At 48.8% G+C, this 15,135-nt stretch carries 11 protein-coding genes; 9 read left to right on the top strand and 2 right to left on the bottom strand.

Going from position 1 to position 15,135, the window contains the following annotated elements:
* The first annotated feature begins 2 nt into the window (after positions 1-2).
* Entirely contained in the window at positions 3-875 is an 873-nt protein-coding gene (locus tag V7723_RS12700) for a pirin family protein (protein ID WP_335684851.1), read from the top strand.
* A gap of 24 nt (positions 876-899) precedes the next feature.
* Here the strand turns inward: V7723_RS12700 and V7723_RS12695 are convergent, their stop codons facing one another.
* The gene (locus V7723_RS12695; RefSeq protein ID WP_335684850.1) at positions 900-1,619 is read right to left on the bottom strand and encodes a response regulator; all 720 of its coding nucleotides are present in this window, start codon (positions 1,617-1,619) and stop codon (positions 900-902) included.
* Complete coding sequence (locus V7723_RS12690) at positions 1,609-4,938, bottom strand: PAS-domain containing protein (protein ID WP_335684849.1); 3,330 nt, start codon at positions 4,936-4,938, stop codon at positions 1,609-1,611. The genes V7723_RS12695 and V7723_RS12690 overlap by 11 nt, the downstream gene beginning before the upstream one ends.
* A gap of 265 nt (positions 4,939-5,203) precedes the next feature.
* On the opposite strand from V7723_RS12690, the gene V7723_RS12685 reads away from it, so the two are divergent.
* The 8 genes from V7723_RS12685 to putA all read left to right on the top strand — a co-directional run.
* A complete protein-coding gene (locus tag V7723_RS12685; RefSeq protein WP_335684848.1) occupies positions 5,204-6,025 on the top strand; it encodes an alpha/beta fold hydrolase in 822 nt (273 codons plus the stop codon).
* A 39-nt stretch (positions 6,026-6,064) separates the two neighbouring features.
* Positions 6,065-7,360 (top strand): O-acetylhomoserine aminocarboxypropyltransferase/cysteine synthase family protein, encoded by a 1,296-nt coding sequence (locus tag V7723_RS12680; protein ID WP_335684847.1) that lies wholly within the window; start codon positions 6,065-6,067, stop codon positions 7,358-7,360.
* A gap of 38 nt (positions 7,361-7,398) precedes the next feature.
* Positions 7,399-8,334 carry a homoserine O-acetyltransferase/O-succinyltransferase family protein gene (locus tag V7723_RS12675; protein WP_335684846.1) on the top strand — a complete coding sequence of 312 codons (936 nt, stop codon included), beginning with the start codon at positions 7,399-7,401 and terminating at the stop codon, positions 8,332-8,334.
* Between the two features lie 192 nt (positions 8,335-8,526).
* Positions 8,527-8,886, top strand: a complete 360-nt coding sequence (locus V7723_RS12670) for a group I truncated hemoglobin (RefSeq protein ID WP_335684845.1) — start codon at positions 8,527-8,529, stop codon at positions 8,884-8,886.
* Between the two features lie 3 nt (positions 8,887-8,889).
* Positions 8,890-9,933, top strand: a complete 1,044-nt coding sequence (locus V7723_RS12665) for an adenylate/guanylate cyclase domain-containing protein (protein ID WP_335684844.1) — start codon at positions 8,890-8,892, stop codon at positions 9,931-9,933.
* A gap of 52 nt (positions 9,934-9,985) precedes the next feature.
* Complete coding sequence (locus V7723_RS12660; RefSeq protein ID WP_335684843.1) at positions 9,986-11,533, top strand: acyl-CoA carboxylase subunit beta; 1,548 nt, start codon at positions 9,986-9,988, stop codon at positions 11,531-11,533.
* 135 nt (positions 11,534-11,668) lie between these two features.
* On the top strand, positions 11,669-12,145 hold the full coding sequence (locus V7723_RS12655) for a PAS domain-containing protein (protein ID WP_335684842.1): 477 nt from the start codon (positions 11,669-11,671) through the stop codon (positions 12,143-12,145).
* Positions 12,146-12,335: 190 nt separating this feature from the next.
* Positions 12,336-15,135, top strand: a 2,800-nt coding sequence (gene putA / locus V7723_RS12650; RefSeq protein WP_335684841.1) for a bifunctional proline dehydrogenase/L-glutamate gamma-semialdehyde dehydrogenase PutA, incomplete at its 3' end; no start/stop codon positions are given.

Here is a 15,135-nt window from a genome sequence, read left to right as displayed (position 1 = left end):
TTATGACCCAGGGGAGCGTCGAGCATATTATTTCTGGAAAGCCGAAGGATCTTGGCGGTCTGACTGTTCGGCGTCTACTGCCCGTGGCAAGGCAGCGCTCTGTGGGGGCTTTTGTTTTTCTTGATCATATGGGACCAACCGTTCTCGCCGCCGGGCAGGGCATAGATGTCCCGCCGCATCCCCATATCGGGCTTGCCACGGTGACGTATCTTTATGAGGGATCGATTTTGCATCGGGATAGTTTGGGATCCCTGCAGGAAATATCTCCGGGCGACGTCAACTGGATGACAGCTGGTACAGGCATTGTTCATTCGGAACGGAGCAGCGAGCTGGCGAGGAGTTCTCATCAGGCGTTAAATGGGTTGCAGTTGTGGGTTGCGCTTCCGAAAGAATATGAAGAAACCAACCCGACTTTTGCCCATACCCCAAAACAGGAGCTTCCGGCAATTTCTGGTGCGGCCTGGGCCGGCCGGCTTATGGTCGGGGAGCTTTTTGGACAACAGTCACCGGTGCCGACTTTCACCCGACTCTTCTTCGCTGATATTTCTGTTGAGGCTGGCCGTAAAGTACATCTGCAACCGGACTATGATGAATGTGCGGTGTATGTCGTTTCAGGTGCAATCGAGATTGACGGCCGGCTTGTGGGCGACGGTGAGCTGGCAGTCCTTAAAAACAAGCCAGTAGCTGAGCTACTGGCTCGAAACCCCAGTGTGATCGCTGTGCTTGGCGGAGACAGGTTGTCTGAGCCGAGATTTATGTATTGGAATTTTGTCTCGACGCAGAAATCCCGGATCGAGCAGGCCAAGGAAGATTGGCGGGCCCAGCGGTTTGACAGCGTGCCAGAGGAAACTGATTTCGTCCCCCTTCCGGAGTAGGGCTCGCAGCCCACGAAATAGACTTCAGGCAACTTCCGGATCGTAGAGATAGCCGATGCCGCGGATCGTTTTGATAATTTGCGGCTTTTCAGGAATCGGCTCAATTTTGCGGCGAATTCGGGAAATCCGGATGTCGACGCTTCGGTCAAACGGATCCCAACCCCGATCATGGGCCTGCTCTAAAATCTGGTCTCTGTTAAGGACACGTTTTGGATTTTCCGCGAATACTTTCAACAAGCTGAATTCCATGGCGGTAATCGCAATTTCCAGGCCATCGCCGCCGAAGAGTTTCGCCGCTTCCAGATCGAGCCGGCAGTCGCCAAAGGCGGCGAACTTATTGGTTGGTGATTTGGCGGACGTCGTTTCACTGTTGTCGCGGCGACGGAGAACGGCTTTGACCCGTGCTTCGAGTTCTCGTAAATCGACGGGCTTACCCAAGTAATCATCGGCGCCCATTTCCAATCCGATTATTCTGTCGACGACCTCCCCCGCGGCTGTCAGCATGACAACACAGATGTCCTTTTCGGCCCGGACGGAACGCAAGATAGACAGACCGTCTTCGCCGGGCATATTGATATCCAGCAAGATCAGATCGATTTCATCCTTTTCAATAACATCTCTCAGCTCAACGCCGTTGCCGGCTTCGCTTACTTTAAAGCCGCGTTTTTCGAGATATTCCTTGAGCATTTCCCGGACATCGACTTCGTCATCGCAGACGAGAATATGGGCATTTTCAATTGTCATGTTTCTTCACCGGTTCCCCGATCTCCTCCAGCATATCGTAAACAAGATTTCTAAGTTCACGAGGGTTGATAGGTTTTTCCATACTTGGTCTTTTTGCGTGCTTCAGGAATTGCTGCGCATCCTCGCTCATTGTATCGCCTGTAATAAACCCAATCCGGTCCACAAGATCCGGGTATTGCGATTTAATTTGGTCATACAAACCCTTGCCATCAAGGCCGGGCATGTTCAAATCACTTAAAATCAGGCCATAGGTTTCGGTGGAAATTTTAACCAGAGCGTCGTTCCCGTCTTTGGCTGTGCTGACGTCGAAGCCCTCCTTAATCAAGATTTCCTGCATAAGTTCAGCGACATCCGCTTCATCATCAACAACCAGAATAGTACAGGTTGACGCGGATCGATTTATTTCGGGGGATTCCGATAATGCACTCACAAGGCCTGAATTTGCCCGGAGGCGCAGGGTGAACTCTGTCCCAAGCCCTTCCGTTGATTTTACAGTGATACTGCCGCCATGCGACTCCAGAATTCTATGGCAGAACGCCAATCCGATACCGGTACCCTGACCAATTTCCTTCGTTGTAAAAAACGGCTCGAATATGCGGGCGGATATGGCTTCTGGAATACCGGGACCGTTATCGGCCACACGGATGATCACTTCCGAAGATCCCGGATCAAAGTCTGTTTTAAGGGTTACCTGGCCCGGTTTGCCGCTAGCTGTAATGGCTTGCTCAGCGTTGATGACGAGATTGACGACGACCTGGGTTATCTGATCCGCATCGGCGTTGACCAACGGCAAATTTTCCATCAGATCGCGTTTAAGTACCATGCCGCCTTTACCCGAGGCGAAATCCGTAACATCCAAGGCACTGGCGACGACCATGTTCATATCGATATCTTGCATCTCCGCCGGCTTTTGCCGGGCCATGGCAAGGAAAGTCTTGATAATTTTAGCGCATCGCTGAGCCGCGTTACTAATGATTTCGACACGCCGCCCGGTTCCGGGCGTGGTCACTTCTTCCTGCATCATCAAGGAATGTCCGACGATGATGGATAGGGGGTTATTCAGTTCGTGGGCGACGCCCGCCAAGAGCTCACCCAATGCTGACATTTTCTCACTTTGAAACAAAATCTCTCGTTGCCGCGCCAATTCCTCTTGTAGGGACAGTTCTTCCGTCAGATCCCGTGTATTGGCGACGATGACTTGTTCTCCTCTGAAGTCAATGAGGCGGCAGGATATCGCACCCCAAAAGGGTTCTCCCTTGGCGTTGTAGAGTTCGATCCGATAGTTGTTTACGAATTTTTTCTCTTGCAGCTCGTCCCGGTAAGAGTCGAATGCATTTTGATCGACAAAATAGGATCGGGATGACGGCGGGTCGCCGAGCAATGATCTGGTTTCCGGGCTTCGGAACAATAAATTGCCATCGGCAAAGTTGACCATTTGAAGCGGCACCGGGCAGGCCTCCAGCACAAGGCGAACAACTTCGTCCGCGGCGCGTTGCTCAGCCTCCATTTCCTTTTGCCGCGTAACATCTAGACGCGTGACAACAAAGCCGCCTTCTGATGTCGGATTAATAGAAGTAGAATAAATTCGGCCATCTTCTTCCTCAATATCCCGCCGTTCGGCGCGGACATTTCCAACTTCCTTGCTGTCTTCATAGGCGCGGATAAAGGGCTCAATATCCTTTTGACGACTCAAATTCTCCGTCGCATAGAGGATTTCATCAAATCGGACGCCGGGCTTTATAATATTTTTGAGTGGTTTGTTAGAATCGATATACAGATTGTTATAAGTGACTAACGCATGGTCAGAATCGAATAGAGCGAAAGCTTCATCCAGGGATTCGATGGCATCTGTTAAGCGTTTTGCGGCCGACGATATTTCTTGACGCGCCTCAAGCTGCTCCGTTAAATCTATCGTGCTGGAAACAATCATATCTTCGCCCCGATAATCAATTATCTGGGCGGAAATTGCTGCGGGGAAATGCGTGCCATCCGGGCGAATACATAATGTTTCGAAATCGTCAATCCGACCGGTCGGCAGTAAATCAGTTAAATAGTCTGCATTGTCTTCGGGATAGACATAATGATCTTTCGTTGATTCCGTGCTGCCGAAAAGTTCCCGGGCTGCTGGAGATCGATAGATTATTTGTCCGTCGCCAATCCGGGCCATAAGAACATTTGCCGGGCATGCTTCTAGAACCTTATGTAACAGCACGTCGGCTTCTCGCTGCATTTCGTCGGCTTGTTTCTCGGAGGTAATATCTGTGCGGGTAACGACGAAGCCACCAAGTTTCGTTGGATGAACCGAAACCGTGTAACAACTGCCGTCGGCGTGCCAGAGTTCGAAATTCTGAATAAATTCCGTACCACTTTCCAGGCGTTCATTAACCCATTCGTTTTCTCTGCCAATGGCGTCGGCGTAGATGCCCCGCCGGGCCGTTTCGCGCACAAGAATTTCCCAGTTCAAACCAGGCTCGAGAAGATCTTTCACCCCATGATTCATTTCACGATATTTGTCGTTGAACATAACTAAAATGCCGTCTTCATCATAAAGGGCGAAGCCTTCACTCAGGCTTTCGATCGCGTCAGATAAAATTTCCTTGGCCTTGTTGATTTCTTCTTCGCGACGTTTTTTGTCTGTAACGTCTTGTGTGGTCGTGACAATAATGTCTTTTTCGCCGGACCGTAAAAGGCGTGCGGCGCCACTAAACCAAAGCTCTTCGCCGCCGGCATTCTTGGTAACGAAGGTGTAATTGTCGTCATATCCGGTTTTCATCAAGGTTCTGAATGAGGGATCCTCGTTGTTTTTGGCGAAGAATTTTTTAAACCCCATTTCGCTGTCATCAGCGGTCGCCTTCTTATAAAGGGTATGGGTCGCCGTATTGGCATAAAGTAATTTGCCGGTTTCCGCATCATTCGCCCAAACAGGTAGAGGGCTGTTTTGCAACATAAACTCTGAAAACTCGTTTTCCCATTTTTGCTTGTTTATATCAACGCTCAACAAAACGCTGCCGCCATCCGGGGTGGCATAACTGGAAAGAAGCCGCCAATCACCACTTGCCAATCTGACCTCGATCGCCGCCGAGTGGCCATCACTCCATTTTTCCGCAGCTGATTTAAGGGTGGCGGCTGTCGGCGTGAAGTCTTCCTGATCAAAATGATCTAGCTGTTTTAAATATGCCTCAAGGATTGCCGCACGTGTTTCGGCCTTTGACCCGTTCAGCGATAGCTGATCAAAATCATGGGCGGCAGCAATTAAGCGCCCTTCGGCCGTGAAAGACGCAAAAGAGGTGGTCGGCGTCTCTTGTTTAGCTGAAGACATTAACATTTGTTCGATACCATTCATGATTTCAAGTTAGCGCAACTGTGTTTCAATAGATTATCTAATAGAAGCAGTTTTGTTTCAATTGTTTCAGAAATTATCAACATAAAACCACATAAACTCCACAAAAGACCAGAAAATATGTGTTTTTGTGTGTTTTCGTAATTTAACAATTGAAGCAATAAACCTGTTTTTCAGACAAAGAACTGAAACAAGAAAGGAGGAAAACTACGGTCATAAACAATTAGCCGCATGGAGCGACAAGATGACCTACACAGATTTTACAACAGCCCCCGTTATGGCCCTGCACGGTTCCGCCTCTTCTTCAAAGCAATGGCGGTCGCTTTGTGAATGTCTTGAAGATCGCTTTCATGTCATCACACCGGATCTTGCAGGATACGGGGACCAACCAGTCGCTGGATCGCAAGTCGGTTTTGCCGCTGATGCGGAGCCAGTTATTCGGGAAATTGAAAAGCTGGGCCAGCCCGTACATCTTGTCGGCCACTCATACGGTGGGGCTGTTGCCATGAAAGTTGCAGTCCTGCGTCCTGACCTGCTTGTCAGTTTAACCGTTTACGAACCGGTTCTGTTTTGCCTGCTCCGCAACACGACCGATCGGAATCAGAAATTCTTCAATGAAATGAAGACGGTCGCAGATAGCCTGCACAGCTCAATTGCCGACAAGACACCAGAAACCGGGATGGCGACGTTCATCGATTACTGGAACGGCGACGGGACATGGGCTCAGATGCCATCTGCACTGCAGGAGAACTTCGTTTCTAAAATTGACGCCGTTGCACAGAATTTTGTTCATGGTTTTGAAGAAACAGTGACCCTGCAAGAGCTGGCAACGATCAATGTTCCGACAATGATGATGGTCGGGTTGGAATCACAACAAGTGACGCAACAGGTCAGCAGCATGATTGCGCAGGTTATCCCGAATGCGAAACTGGCGCTGTTGCCTGGCCTCGGTCATATGGCCCCCGTGAATGCCGCTGAGTGGGTTAATCCAAGAATTTTCCATCATGTATTGGAAGTCGAACAATATCGCGTAACCGGCGTCGAAGCCCTGCGTTGGGTTGCTTGAGAAAATATTCCATATCAACTTCAAAAGTGAGGACATGACATGACAAACTTTACACATCCAGAAACAATTGCATTGCATGCGTCGTTTCGGGGCGATCCGTCAACAGGTTCTGTTGCGGTTCCAATACACCAGACCACGTCCTTCCAGTTTCCCGATGTGGAAACTGCCTGCGCCCGTTTCGCCCTTCAAGAGCTTGGCCCGATTTATAGCCGTATCGGCAATCCCACGACAGAAGTGCTGGAACAGCGCATGGCTGCCATGGAAGGGGGCGTTGCTTCATTGGCCGTAAGTTCCGGTCAGGCAGCGACGGCTCTTTCCATCCAGAATATTGCGTCAACAGGCGACAATATTGTCAGCTCGACCGATCTTTATGGTGGCAGCTGGAATCTCTTTGCCAATACATTCAAAACAATGGGGATTGACGTTCGTTTTGTCGATCCAACGGATCCTGAGAATTTCAGACGGGCGACAGATGAGCGAACCAGAGCGTATTACGCGGAAACATTGCCAAATCCGAAACTGCAGGTTTTTCCCATATCTGATGTTGCGGCCATTGCCGAAGGAATTGGTGTTCCGCTTATCATGGACAATACGGCGGCACCGATTTTATGCCGACCTTTTGATTTCGGGGCGCATATTGTTGTCTATTCGACGACGAAATACATTGGCGGCCACGGGACCTCAATCGGTGACATGATCATTGATAGTGGCCAGTTCGACTGGGAGAGGCATGCGGACCGGTTTCCCATGCTCAATACACCTGATCCAAGCTATCATGGGGCCGTCTGGACGGAAGCAACCAAACCAATGGGACCCGTCGCCTATATTATCAAGGCAAGGGTTACCATGCTCCGCGATCTGGGCCCCTGTATGAGCCCGTTTAGTGCCTTTCAATTCATTCAGGGATTGGAAACCCTGCCGCTTCGGATGCGCGAGCACACAAAGAATGCACAGGCTGTCGCGGACTTTCTGTCACAGAATGACAAAGTGGATACCGTCATTCATCCATCGCGAATGGACGGGGTGAAAAAGGCGCGGGCAGATCAGCATATGGCAAAAGGATTTGGCGGGCTGGTCGGTTTTGAAATTAAAGGCGGCCGGGACGCCGGGTTGCGGTTTATCGACGCGCTGGAGATGGTGTATCACGTGGCCAATATCGGAGATACAAGAACGCTTGCGCTTCATCCGGCCACATCAACACATCAGCAACTTACCTCAAAACAGCAGCTCGCGGCAGGCGTGACGCCCGGATATGTCCGGCTGTCTGTCGGCATCGAACATATTGACGACATTCTTGCGGATATTTCGCAAGCGCTCGAAAAGACCAGTCTCTAGATCGATTTTGAATACATTATCCACGAAGGAGTAGAACCATGCCTATTTGTATCAACAAAGGATTGCCCTGCGCTCGCCAACTTCGTGAGGAAGGGCAGATGGTTTTTGAAGGAAACAGTACCACGGATCTAGTTATCGGGCTCTTGAACCTGATGCCGGACAAGCAAGTGGCAGAGCGACAATTTGCCCGCCGCTTGGGCCGGGATGATCTCAATGTTTCTCTCAAACTTTACCGGTTGAACAATCAGGTCTGCCGGACAAGCGGGCCCTATCACCTGCACCGACATTATGATCATATCGACGAAGAGAAAATAAAAACGCTGGACGGTATTATTATAACCGGGGCGCCTGTTGAAAAACTTCGCTTCGAGGACGTTGACTACTGGGCTGAAATGACCCGGGTTTTGAGTGCGATCACCAGAAACAAGGTGCCGGTTGTTTTCGTGTGCTGGGCGGCTCAGGCAGCCTTGTATCACTATCATAACGTGGCAAAAACGAACCTTCCGACCAAAGCCTTTGGTGTTGAGGTTCAAGATGTTTTTGACTCTACGTCGGATTTGCTCCGTGGTTTATCTGATACATTGCTAACGCCGGTCTCCCGGCACTCAGCACTGGATTACAGCGACTTGTTTCGTTTGCCCTCCGTAAAAATTGTTGCCGGATCCGCAACAACAGGACCGGCGATATTGGAAGACCAGATCGCAAAGCAAACCTTCATCCTTAACCATTTTGAGTATGAGATGAATACATTGAATGTTGAGTATCAGCGTGACCTGGCAAAAGGCTTGTCGCCTGTAAAACCAAAATATCAATTTTCAAGAACGACTCTGGATCAAGCGCCCTCCTGCCCTTGGGAATACCAGGGACAAACTTTCTACTCGAACTGGCTTGATATTGTGCGCGCGGACAACGCGTCACCGGATGAACAGGTTTATGGAAAAACGCTGGATAAACCGCAGATACTCGTTGCATAAAAGCACGAGTTAAAGAAGTGTAGGGAAAACTATCTGCGTTCTGTTGAAGAATTGATCGTAAGATGGCGGCTGAACAATAGATTGTTGGGAAATATAGGAAACACTCGACATAGTAATAACGGGATATTATCCTTTCTTTTGTGGTCTCCTGCGAAGAAAAACATAGCTATAACAAACAAGGAACGTAGTACGATGGCTGATCAAACACTTTTTGAAAAATATGGCGGGTTTTCAGCTGTTAGCCGAGTTGTCTTGGATTTTTATGATCGACTGCTTGATAGTGACGAAATTGGGCCGTTTTTCGATGATACGGAGATGAGCAAGCTTGTTGATCATCAAACGAAATTCATTGCATCCTTGTTAGGGGGACCTTCCTCGTATTCGGACGATCATTTGAAACAGCTCCATACGCATCTGGATATTAAACATGAACATATGGATGAAATGAAAGCAGTTTTGGCGAAAACACTCACGGATCACGGGTTTTCAGAAGATGATACCGAGACCGTTATGGGTGAGTTGGAAGCCAGACGTGGGATCATAGTAGGATAGAACATGTCTATTGCAGCAATTAATGAGCAACTTTTACGGGCCATCGGCGTCGGTGTCGCGCTTCTGGATGCGGATGATTTCAGCTTTCGTTTTCAAAACGATACGTTTGTTGAATGGTTTGCTCCCCAACCGGAGCAGGATACGCTACCGAAGTTATTGCCGGAATTTGACGCGAAAGAACTTCGTGAGCAACTTCTCTCCAATAAGCGCTTTACGGCGGAGTTAAATTTTCGGAAAAAACGCCGGACGATGATATTTGCCGCGGATTTCACGCTGACAACCGAAGCTGAAGGCGCCTTTATTGTCCTTGTTTGTCAAAACATCTCTCGTATCCGCGAAATGGAATCCATGATCGATTCCTATTCAATGATGGTTGAGCGGAACACCCGCGAGATTAAGCGAGAAAAGGAACAGGTAGAGAAGCTTCTGCTAAATATGATGCCACGCTCCGTGTATGAGGAATTCAAAACCTTTGGGGTTGTTACACCGAAGCTCTATGATCCGGTATCCGTTCTTATGCTAGATTTCGTCGGCTTTACCGAAATGGCAGCGTCTGCAGATCCTAGTGTTACAGTCAGTGAGCTCAATGATATTTATAGTGCCTTTGACCGAATTGGTGAACAGTTCGGATGTGAACGCATCAAAACCATCGGCGATGCCTATATTACAGTCGCCGGTTTACCGGATCCAACGCCTGATCATGCCCGCGCCGTCGCAAATACGGCCCTGCGGTTTATCCGGTATCTGGACCGCCGAAATCAGGGGCATCCGAACCAATGGCGATGCCGGATCGGAATAGCGTCAGGGTCCGTCGTCGGGTCCGTCGTTGGCATCCAGAAATATGTATATGATATTTTTGGACCAGCAGTTAATCTTGCTTCCCGCCTGCAAGAATGTTCAGAGGCAATGGAAATCACGATCAATGGTCCCGTTAAAGAGGCCCTGAACGAGCAGTTTCTTATTGAATCCGGAGGAACACGCAAGATTAGAGGTTTTGACGATCAGGATATTTATAAAATTCGAGACAGCCGCAAAGGGGTCTTGTAGATTTAAACATCATCACGATTCCAAAGAATAAAATCAAAAAAAAGGGAATTCCATGAGCTGGGAAAAAGAAGTCGAAGAACTTAAGCGTCGTCAAAAACTCGCGAAACAAATGGGTGGCGAGGAAAAAATCGCGCGCCATGTTAACGCCGGAAAACTGACGGTTCGCGATAGAATTGACAAAATGCTCGACCCAGGCTCCTTTGAGGAAGTTGGATCAATCACCGGTAAAGCTGAGTATGACGAGGACGGAAATCTTCTAGATTTGCAACCGGCAAACTTGATTACCGGCCGTGGGCGGGTGAACGGAAAGCGGGTCGTTGTTGCCGGCGACGATTTTACAGTTCGTGGCGGGGCAAATGACGCTGGGATACGTGAAAAATTAATCCATGTCGAGGATATGGCAAACACATTGCAGCAACCACTTATTCGGTTGGTTGACGGCACTGGTGGCGGCGGTTCGGTTAAAACCATTGAAACCGAAGGACGGACTTATGTCCCCGCTGTAAGTGGCTGGGAAGTGATGGTTGATAATCTGGCGAAAGTTCCGGTCGTTGCCCTGGCATTGGGGTCGACTGCCGGTTTAGGGGCTGCGCGAGTTGCCGCCAGTCATTATTCCGTCATGGTCAAGGAAACATCGCAGATGTTTGTTGCAGGCCCGCCCGTTGTCGCTCGTACTGGCGAAAACCTAACTAAAAACGAACTTGGCGGTTCAGATATACATACGCGAAATGGCGCGGTGGATGACGAAGCGAAAACAGAGGAAGAGGCATTTGAGCGCGCGCGCCGGTTTCTTTCCTATTTACCTTCTTCCGTTTATGATCTTCCGGCGAGGACGGAATGTAACGATGATCCGAACCGCCGGGAAGAAAACCTTATCGAGGCAATCCCGCGGGACCCCCGTAAAGTTTACAAAATGCGCAAAATTATTGAGGCAGTCGTTGACGAGGGTAGTTTTTTCGAAATCGGAAAACGATGGGGCCGTTCAATTATCACCGGATTTGTTAGGCTTGATGGCTGGCCTGTGGCGATCATCGCCAGTGATCCTTATCACTATGGTGGGGCTTGGACGGCAGATGCTTCGCAAAAAGTGACGCGGTTTGTCGATCTCGTTCAAACTTTCCACATGCCGGTCGTGCATTTAGTGGATATACCGGGATTTCTGGTGGGCCGCCAAGCCGAAGACCAGGCGACCATTCGTTATGGTGTAAGAGCGATGACAGCGATTTTTCAGGCGACTGTTCCCTGGTGCGCAATGATTGTCCGTAAAACCTATGGTGTCGCTGGCGCCGCGCATATGAACTCTGGGCGTTTCAACTTGCGTTATGCCTGGCCTTCGGGTGATTGGGGCTCGTTGCCTATCGCGGGTGGTCTTGAAGCAGCTTACAAAGCGGATTTGGCGGCGTCTGACGATCCAGAAAAGAAATTGGAGGAAATCGAAGAACGGCTTAATCGGCTTCGATCTCCCTTTCGGACGGCAGAACGGTTCCTGATAGATGAAATAATCGATCCTAGGGATACACGAAAGATTCTCTGTGATTTTGCGGAAATGGCGGCACCCCTACGTAAAACAGGTGTTTCTTCCTTCGGAATTCGCCCGTAGCAAGCGATTTTTGGCGAATATCCGAATTATGCGTGATTCCTAAAATAGACTTAAGTAGTTGTTAGGATATCACGCGTAAATCAATCTATATGATGTGGAAAATTACGCGCAAGGATAGTGCAGGCCGGGGGCAAGTTGGATAAGGCTCTCGTCGGTGCAATAAATCTGGATGTTCGTCTTAGAAGTCCGGTTAACATATCTTCCCTCGATTATTGGGGTGGGCTACGTGGCGCGCGCTCCATGCCGTCACGTGCGGATATGTCGCCAGCTGACATGGTGTCGTTTCTTCCCAATGTAATCCTGTTGGATGTGATGGCGGGTCCACAAGATTTCAAGTATCGTCTCGTCGGTACAAAAGTGACCCTGCAGATGTTGCATACAGACAATACAGGTAAAACAATGCGTGAGCTTGGCTTTAAAGGCCAAGGCCCGGACAGCAAGATTTTTTCCAATTGCGTCAAGGTTGTTGAAACTAGACAGCCGCTCGCTGGGCAAACACCCTACACCGGGAAAAACTCAGATTTCAAAGCGACAGAAGATATTATTATGCCGCTTTCTCAAGATGGAGAAACTGTAAATATGCTATTCGTTACATGCGAATTTATTGATTAAAAATCGCACGTGAATTAGCAGTTCTAGTCCGGACATTTCGCCTGAATATTTATACAAAGCCAGTCTTAAGACCTGTGATAATATATTCCATAATCTTATAGACTAAGTATTATGAAAAAATTAGGAACTAAGTCTATCAAAAATACTATATTATAGCCATATTCTCTTTCTTGCTGATAAAGGCAGTCCTATGGCTCATTTAGAAACATCTCTCCGCGACAAAATTTGTCTTGCCTATCTTGCAGATGAAACGGACACCATATTAAAATTAATTGATGATTTGGATTTGGACAGCGCAGCTCGCGCCCTTATCGTAGAAAATGCGGCTATTTTTGTTGAAGAATTACGTCGTGCCAATAATCCCGGAGTAATGGAAACGTTTCTAAGTGAGTATGGGTTGACGACGGAAGAGGGTGTCGCCCTGATGTGCTTGGCTGAAGCATTGTTGCGCGTTCCAGATGATATAACCATAGATGCTTTGATTAGTGACAAAATTGCGCCCGCGGATTGGAGTAAACATCTCGGCAATTCGGCCTCGCCTTTGGTCAACGCGTCTACTTGGGGGCTGATGCTAACGGGCAAGGTTATTCATCCTATAGCGAATAGTGACTGGGATGTGGGCGTTCAGCTCCGCCGCGTCATCAAGCGTATGGGCGAACCTGTTATCCGTAAGGCCGTAAGTCAGTCAATGAAAGTGTTGGGCCATCAATTCGTCCTGGGGCGAAATATTGACGAAGCAAGGCTCCGTGCCCGAGGGATGGAGGATAAAGGATATACTTATTCATATGACATGTTGGGCGAAGCCGCTCGAACAGCTGCCGACGCACAAAAATATTTTATGGCGTATTCCACTGCGATTTCAAATTTGTCCGTAGGCTGTACAAGCTCAGATATTCGAAATAACCCTGGAATATCGGTTAAACTTTCCGCTCTTCATCCAAGATATGAATTTACGCAGAAAAAACGGATAATGAATGAGCTCGTTCCGCGCCTTTCCAGTTTGGTTTTTCAGGCAAAGAACGCCAATATGGGATTCAATATCGACGCCGAAGAGGCCGATCGGCTCGATTTGTCGCTGGACGTGATAGAAGCGGTACTTTCCAACCCGGATCTGGCCGGTTGGGATGGTTTTGGTGTTGTCGTACAGGCCTACGGGCCACGAGCCACGTATGTCCTTGACTGGCTGTATCAATTGGGGCGGGATCTAGATCGTCGAATTATGGTGCGCCTCGTAAAAGGTGCTTATTGGGATACAGAAGTTAAGCTTGCCCAAGTAAATGGGTTCGAAGGGTATCCAGTTTTTACTCGCAAGGCATCGACGGACGTCAGTTATTTGGCCTGTGCCAAAAAACTCCTTGGCATGACAGATCATATTTATCCTCAATTTGCGACCCATAATGCGCATTCCGTCAGTGGTATCCTGTCGATAGCAGCGGGGAAGGCGGGTTCTTATGAATTTCAGCGGTTGCACGGGATGGGAGAGGGATTGCATGACCTCGTTATGGGGCAAAATAAAACGCGGTGCAGAATTTATGCTCCGGTTGGCATTCACGAAGACCTATTAGCGTATCTGGTCAGGCGCCTGCTCGAGAACGGAGCGAATAGTTCTTTCGTCAATCAGGTTTTAGATACAGACGTTCCTGCTCGTGAAGTTGTTCGAGATCCGGTGTCTGCGGTTCTTGGTTATTCCGTCGTATCGAATTCAGCAATTCCAACTCCGGCTCGCTTGTATGGCGCCAATCGCCAAAATTCCTTAGGGATCAATTTCGCAGATCCATTAGTATTACACGAATTGCAAAGAAGCAAAAATACCTATAACAACTATCAATGGGAAGCTCACCCATGTGTTGGTGGTCAAGCGGCATCTGGTGACCGTTACGAAATTTCCAATCCGTCATTGCGGTCGGATATTGTGGGTTATTGTCAAAATGCGGATGCTGTGCAAGTTGATGAAGCGATGTCTTGCGCCGTAAATGTCGAGAAAACCTGGCGTGAGACATCCGTTCTCGAAAGAGCCGATATCCTTGAAATAATAGCCGATCTTTACGAAGAAAATCGGATCGAACTCATAGCGCTACTGGCTCGCGAAGCGGGGAAATCAGTTTTCGATGGCATTTCGGAAGTTCGCGAAGCAGCTGATTTTTGTCGGTATTATGCGATGCGAGCACGGAATAATGACGATCCGCTCAATTATACAGGACGGGGCGTTTTCGCCTGTATTTCCCCTTGGAATTTTCCACTTGCCATATTTACGGGTCAGGTTGTGGCGGCTCTAGTCGCGGGAAATCCGGTTATTGCGAAGCCAGCCGAACAAACGCCGTTGATCGCCGCTCGAGCCGTACAATTGATGCATAAAGCGGGAATCCCGGTTCAAGTTTTACAATTCCTTCCAGGCGCTGGCTCAATTGTCGGTGCTCAATTGGTTTCGCATCCGGACATTAAGGGAACGTGCTTTACAGGCTCGACTATTACCGCTCAGAACATCAATCGTGCAATGGCAGAAAACGCGGCACCGGATGCCCAGCTAATTGCCGAGACCGGTGGGTTAAATGCAATGATTGTTGATTCCAGTGCATTGCCTGAACAGGCGGTGCGGGACATTATCGCTTCCGCTTTTCAAAGCGCAGGTCAAAGATGTTCTGCGCTGCGGGTTCTCTATTTGCAAGAGGATATTGCTGACAAAATAATTGAAATGCTGAAAGGGGCCATGGATGAATTGGTTATCGGTAACCCTTGGGGCATTGCAGTTGATGTTGGTCCTGTCATTGATAGCGATGCTAAAACTGTGATCGACGCTCATTGCCAAAAACTGGAGGACGAGGGGCGTCTTATCAAAAAGCTTAAGGTTCCGGAAGGCCAAGCGAACGGAACCTTCGTTGGTCCAGCTGTATATAGAATTGACGGTATTGACTCACTAGAACAAGAAATTTTTGGGCCTGTTTTGCATATTGTAACCTTTTCGGCCGAGGATGTTTCGAAGATTGTTCAGG

Source organism: Sneathiella sp. (genome assembly GCF_036960985.1).
Lineage (GTDB): Bacteria > Pseudomonadota > Alphaproteobacteria > Sneathiellales > Sneathiellaceae > Sneathiella.
The sequence above is the reverse complement of the archived record's forward strand: the minus strand, read 5'-3'. Positions and strand labels throughout refer to the sequence as shown.

Bases quoted from the DNA above. Each gene is read 5' to 3' on its own strand.
- V7723_RS12665 (WP_335684844.1), top strand. From the start codon at position 8,890: ATGTCTATTGCAGCAATTAATGAGCAACTTTTACGGGCCATCGGCGTC.
- V7723_RS12675 (WP_335684846.1), top strand. From the start codon at position 7,399: ATGCCTATTTGTATCAACAAAGGATTGCCCTGCGCTCGCCAACTTCGT.
- V7723_RS12660 (WP_335684843.1), top strand. From the start codon at position 9,986: ATGAGCTGGGAAAAAGAAGTCGAAGAACTTAAGCGTCGTCAAAAACTC.
- V7723_RS12680 (WP_335684847.1), top strand. From the start codon at position 6,065: ATGACAAACTTTACACATCCAGAAACAATTGCATTGCATGCGTCGTTT.
- V7723_RS12690 (WP_335684849.1), bottom strand. From the start codon at position 4,938: ATGTCTTCAGCTAAACAAGAGACGCCGACCACCTCTTTTGCGTCTTTC.
- V7723_RS12670 (WP_335684845.1), top strand. From the start codon at position 8,527: ATGGCTGATCAAACACTTTTTGAAAAATATGGCGGGTTTTCAGCTGTT.
- V7723_RS12685 (WP_335684848.1), top strand. From the start codon at position 5,204: ATGACCTACACAGATTTTACAACAGCCCCCGTTATGGCCCTGCACGGT.
- V7723_RS12695 (WP_335684850.1), bottom strand. From the start codon at position 1,619: ATGACAATTGAAAATGCCCATATTCTCGTCTGCGATGACGAAGTCGAT.
- V7723_RS12700 (WP_335684851.1), top strand. From the start codon at position 3: ATGACCCAGGGGAGCGTCGAGCATATTATTTCTGGAAAGCCGAAGGAT.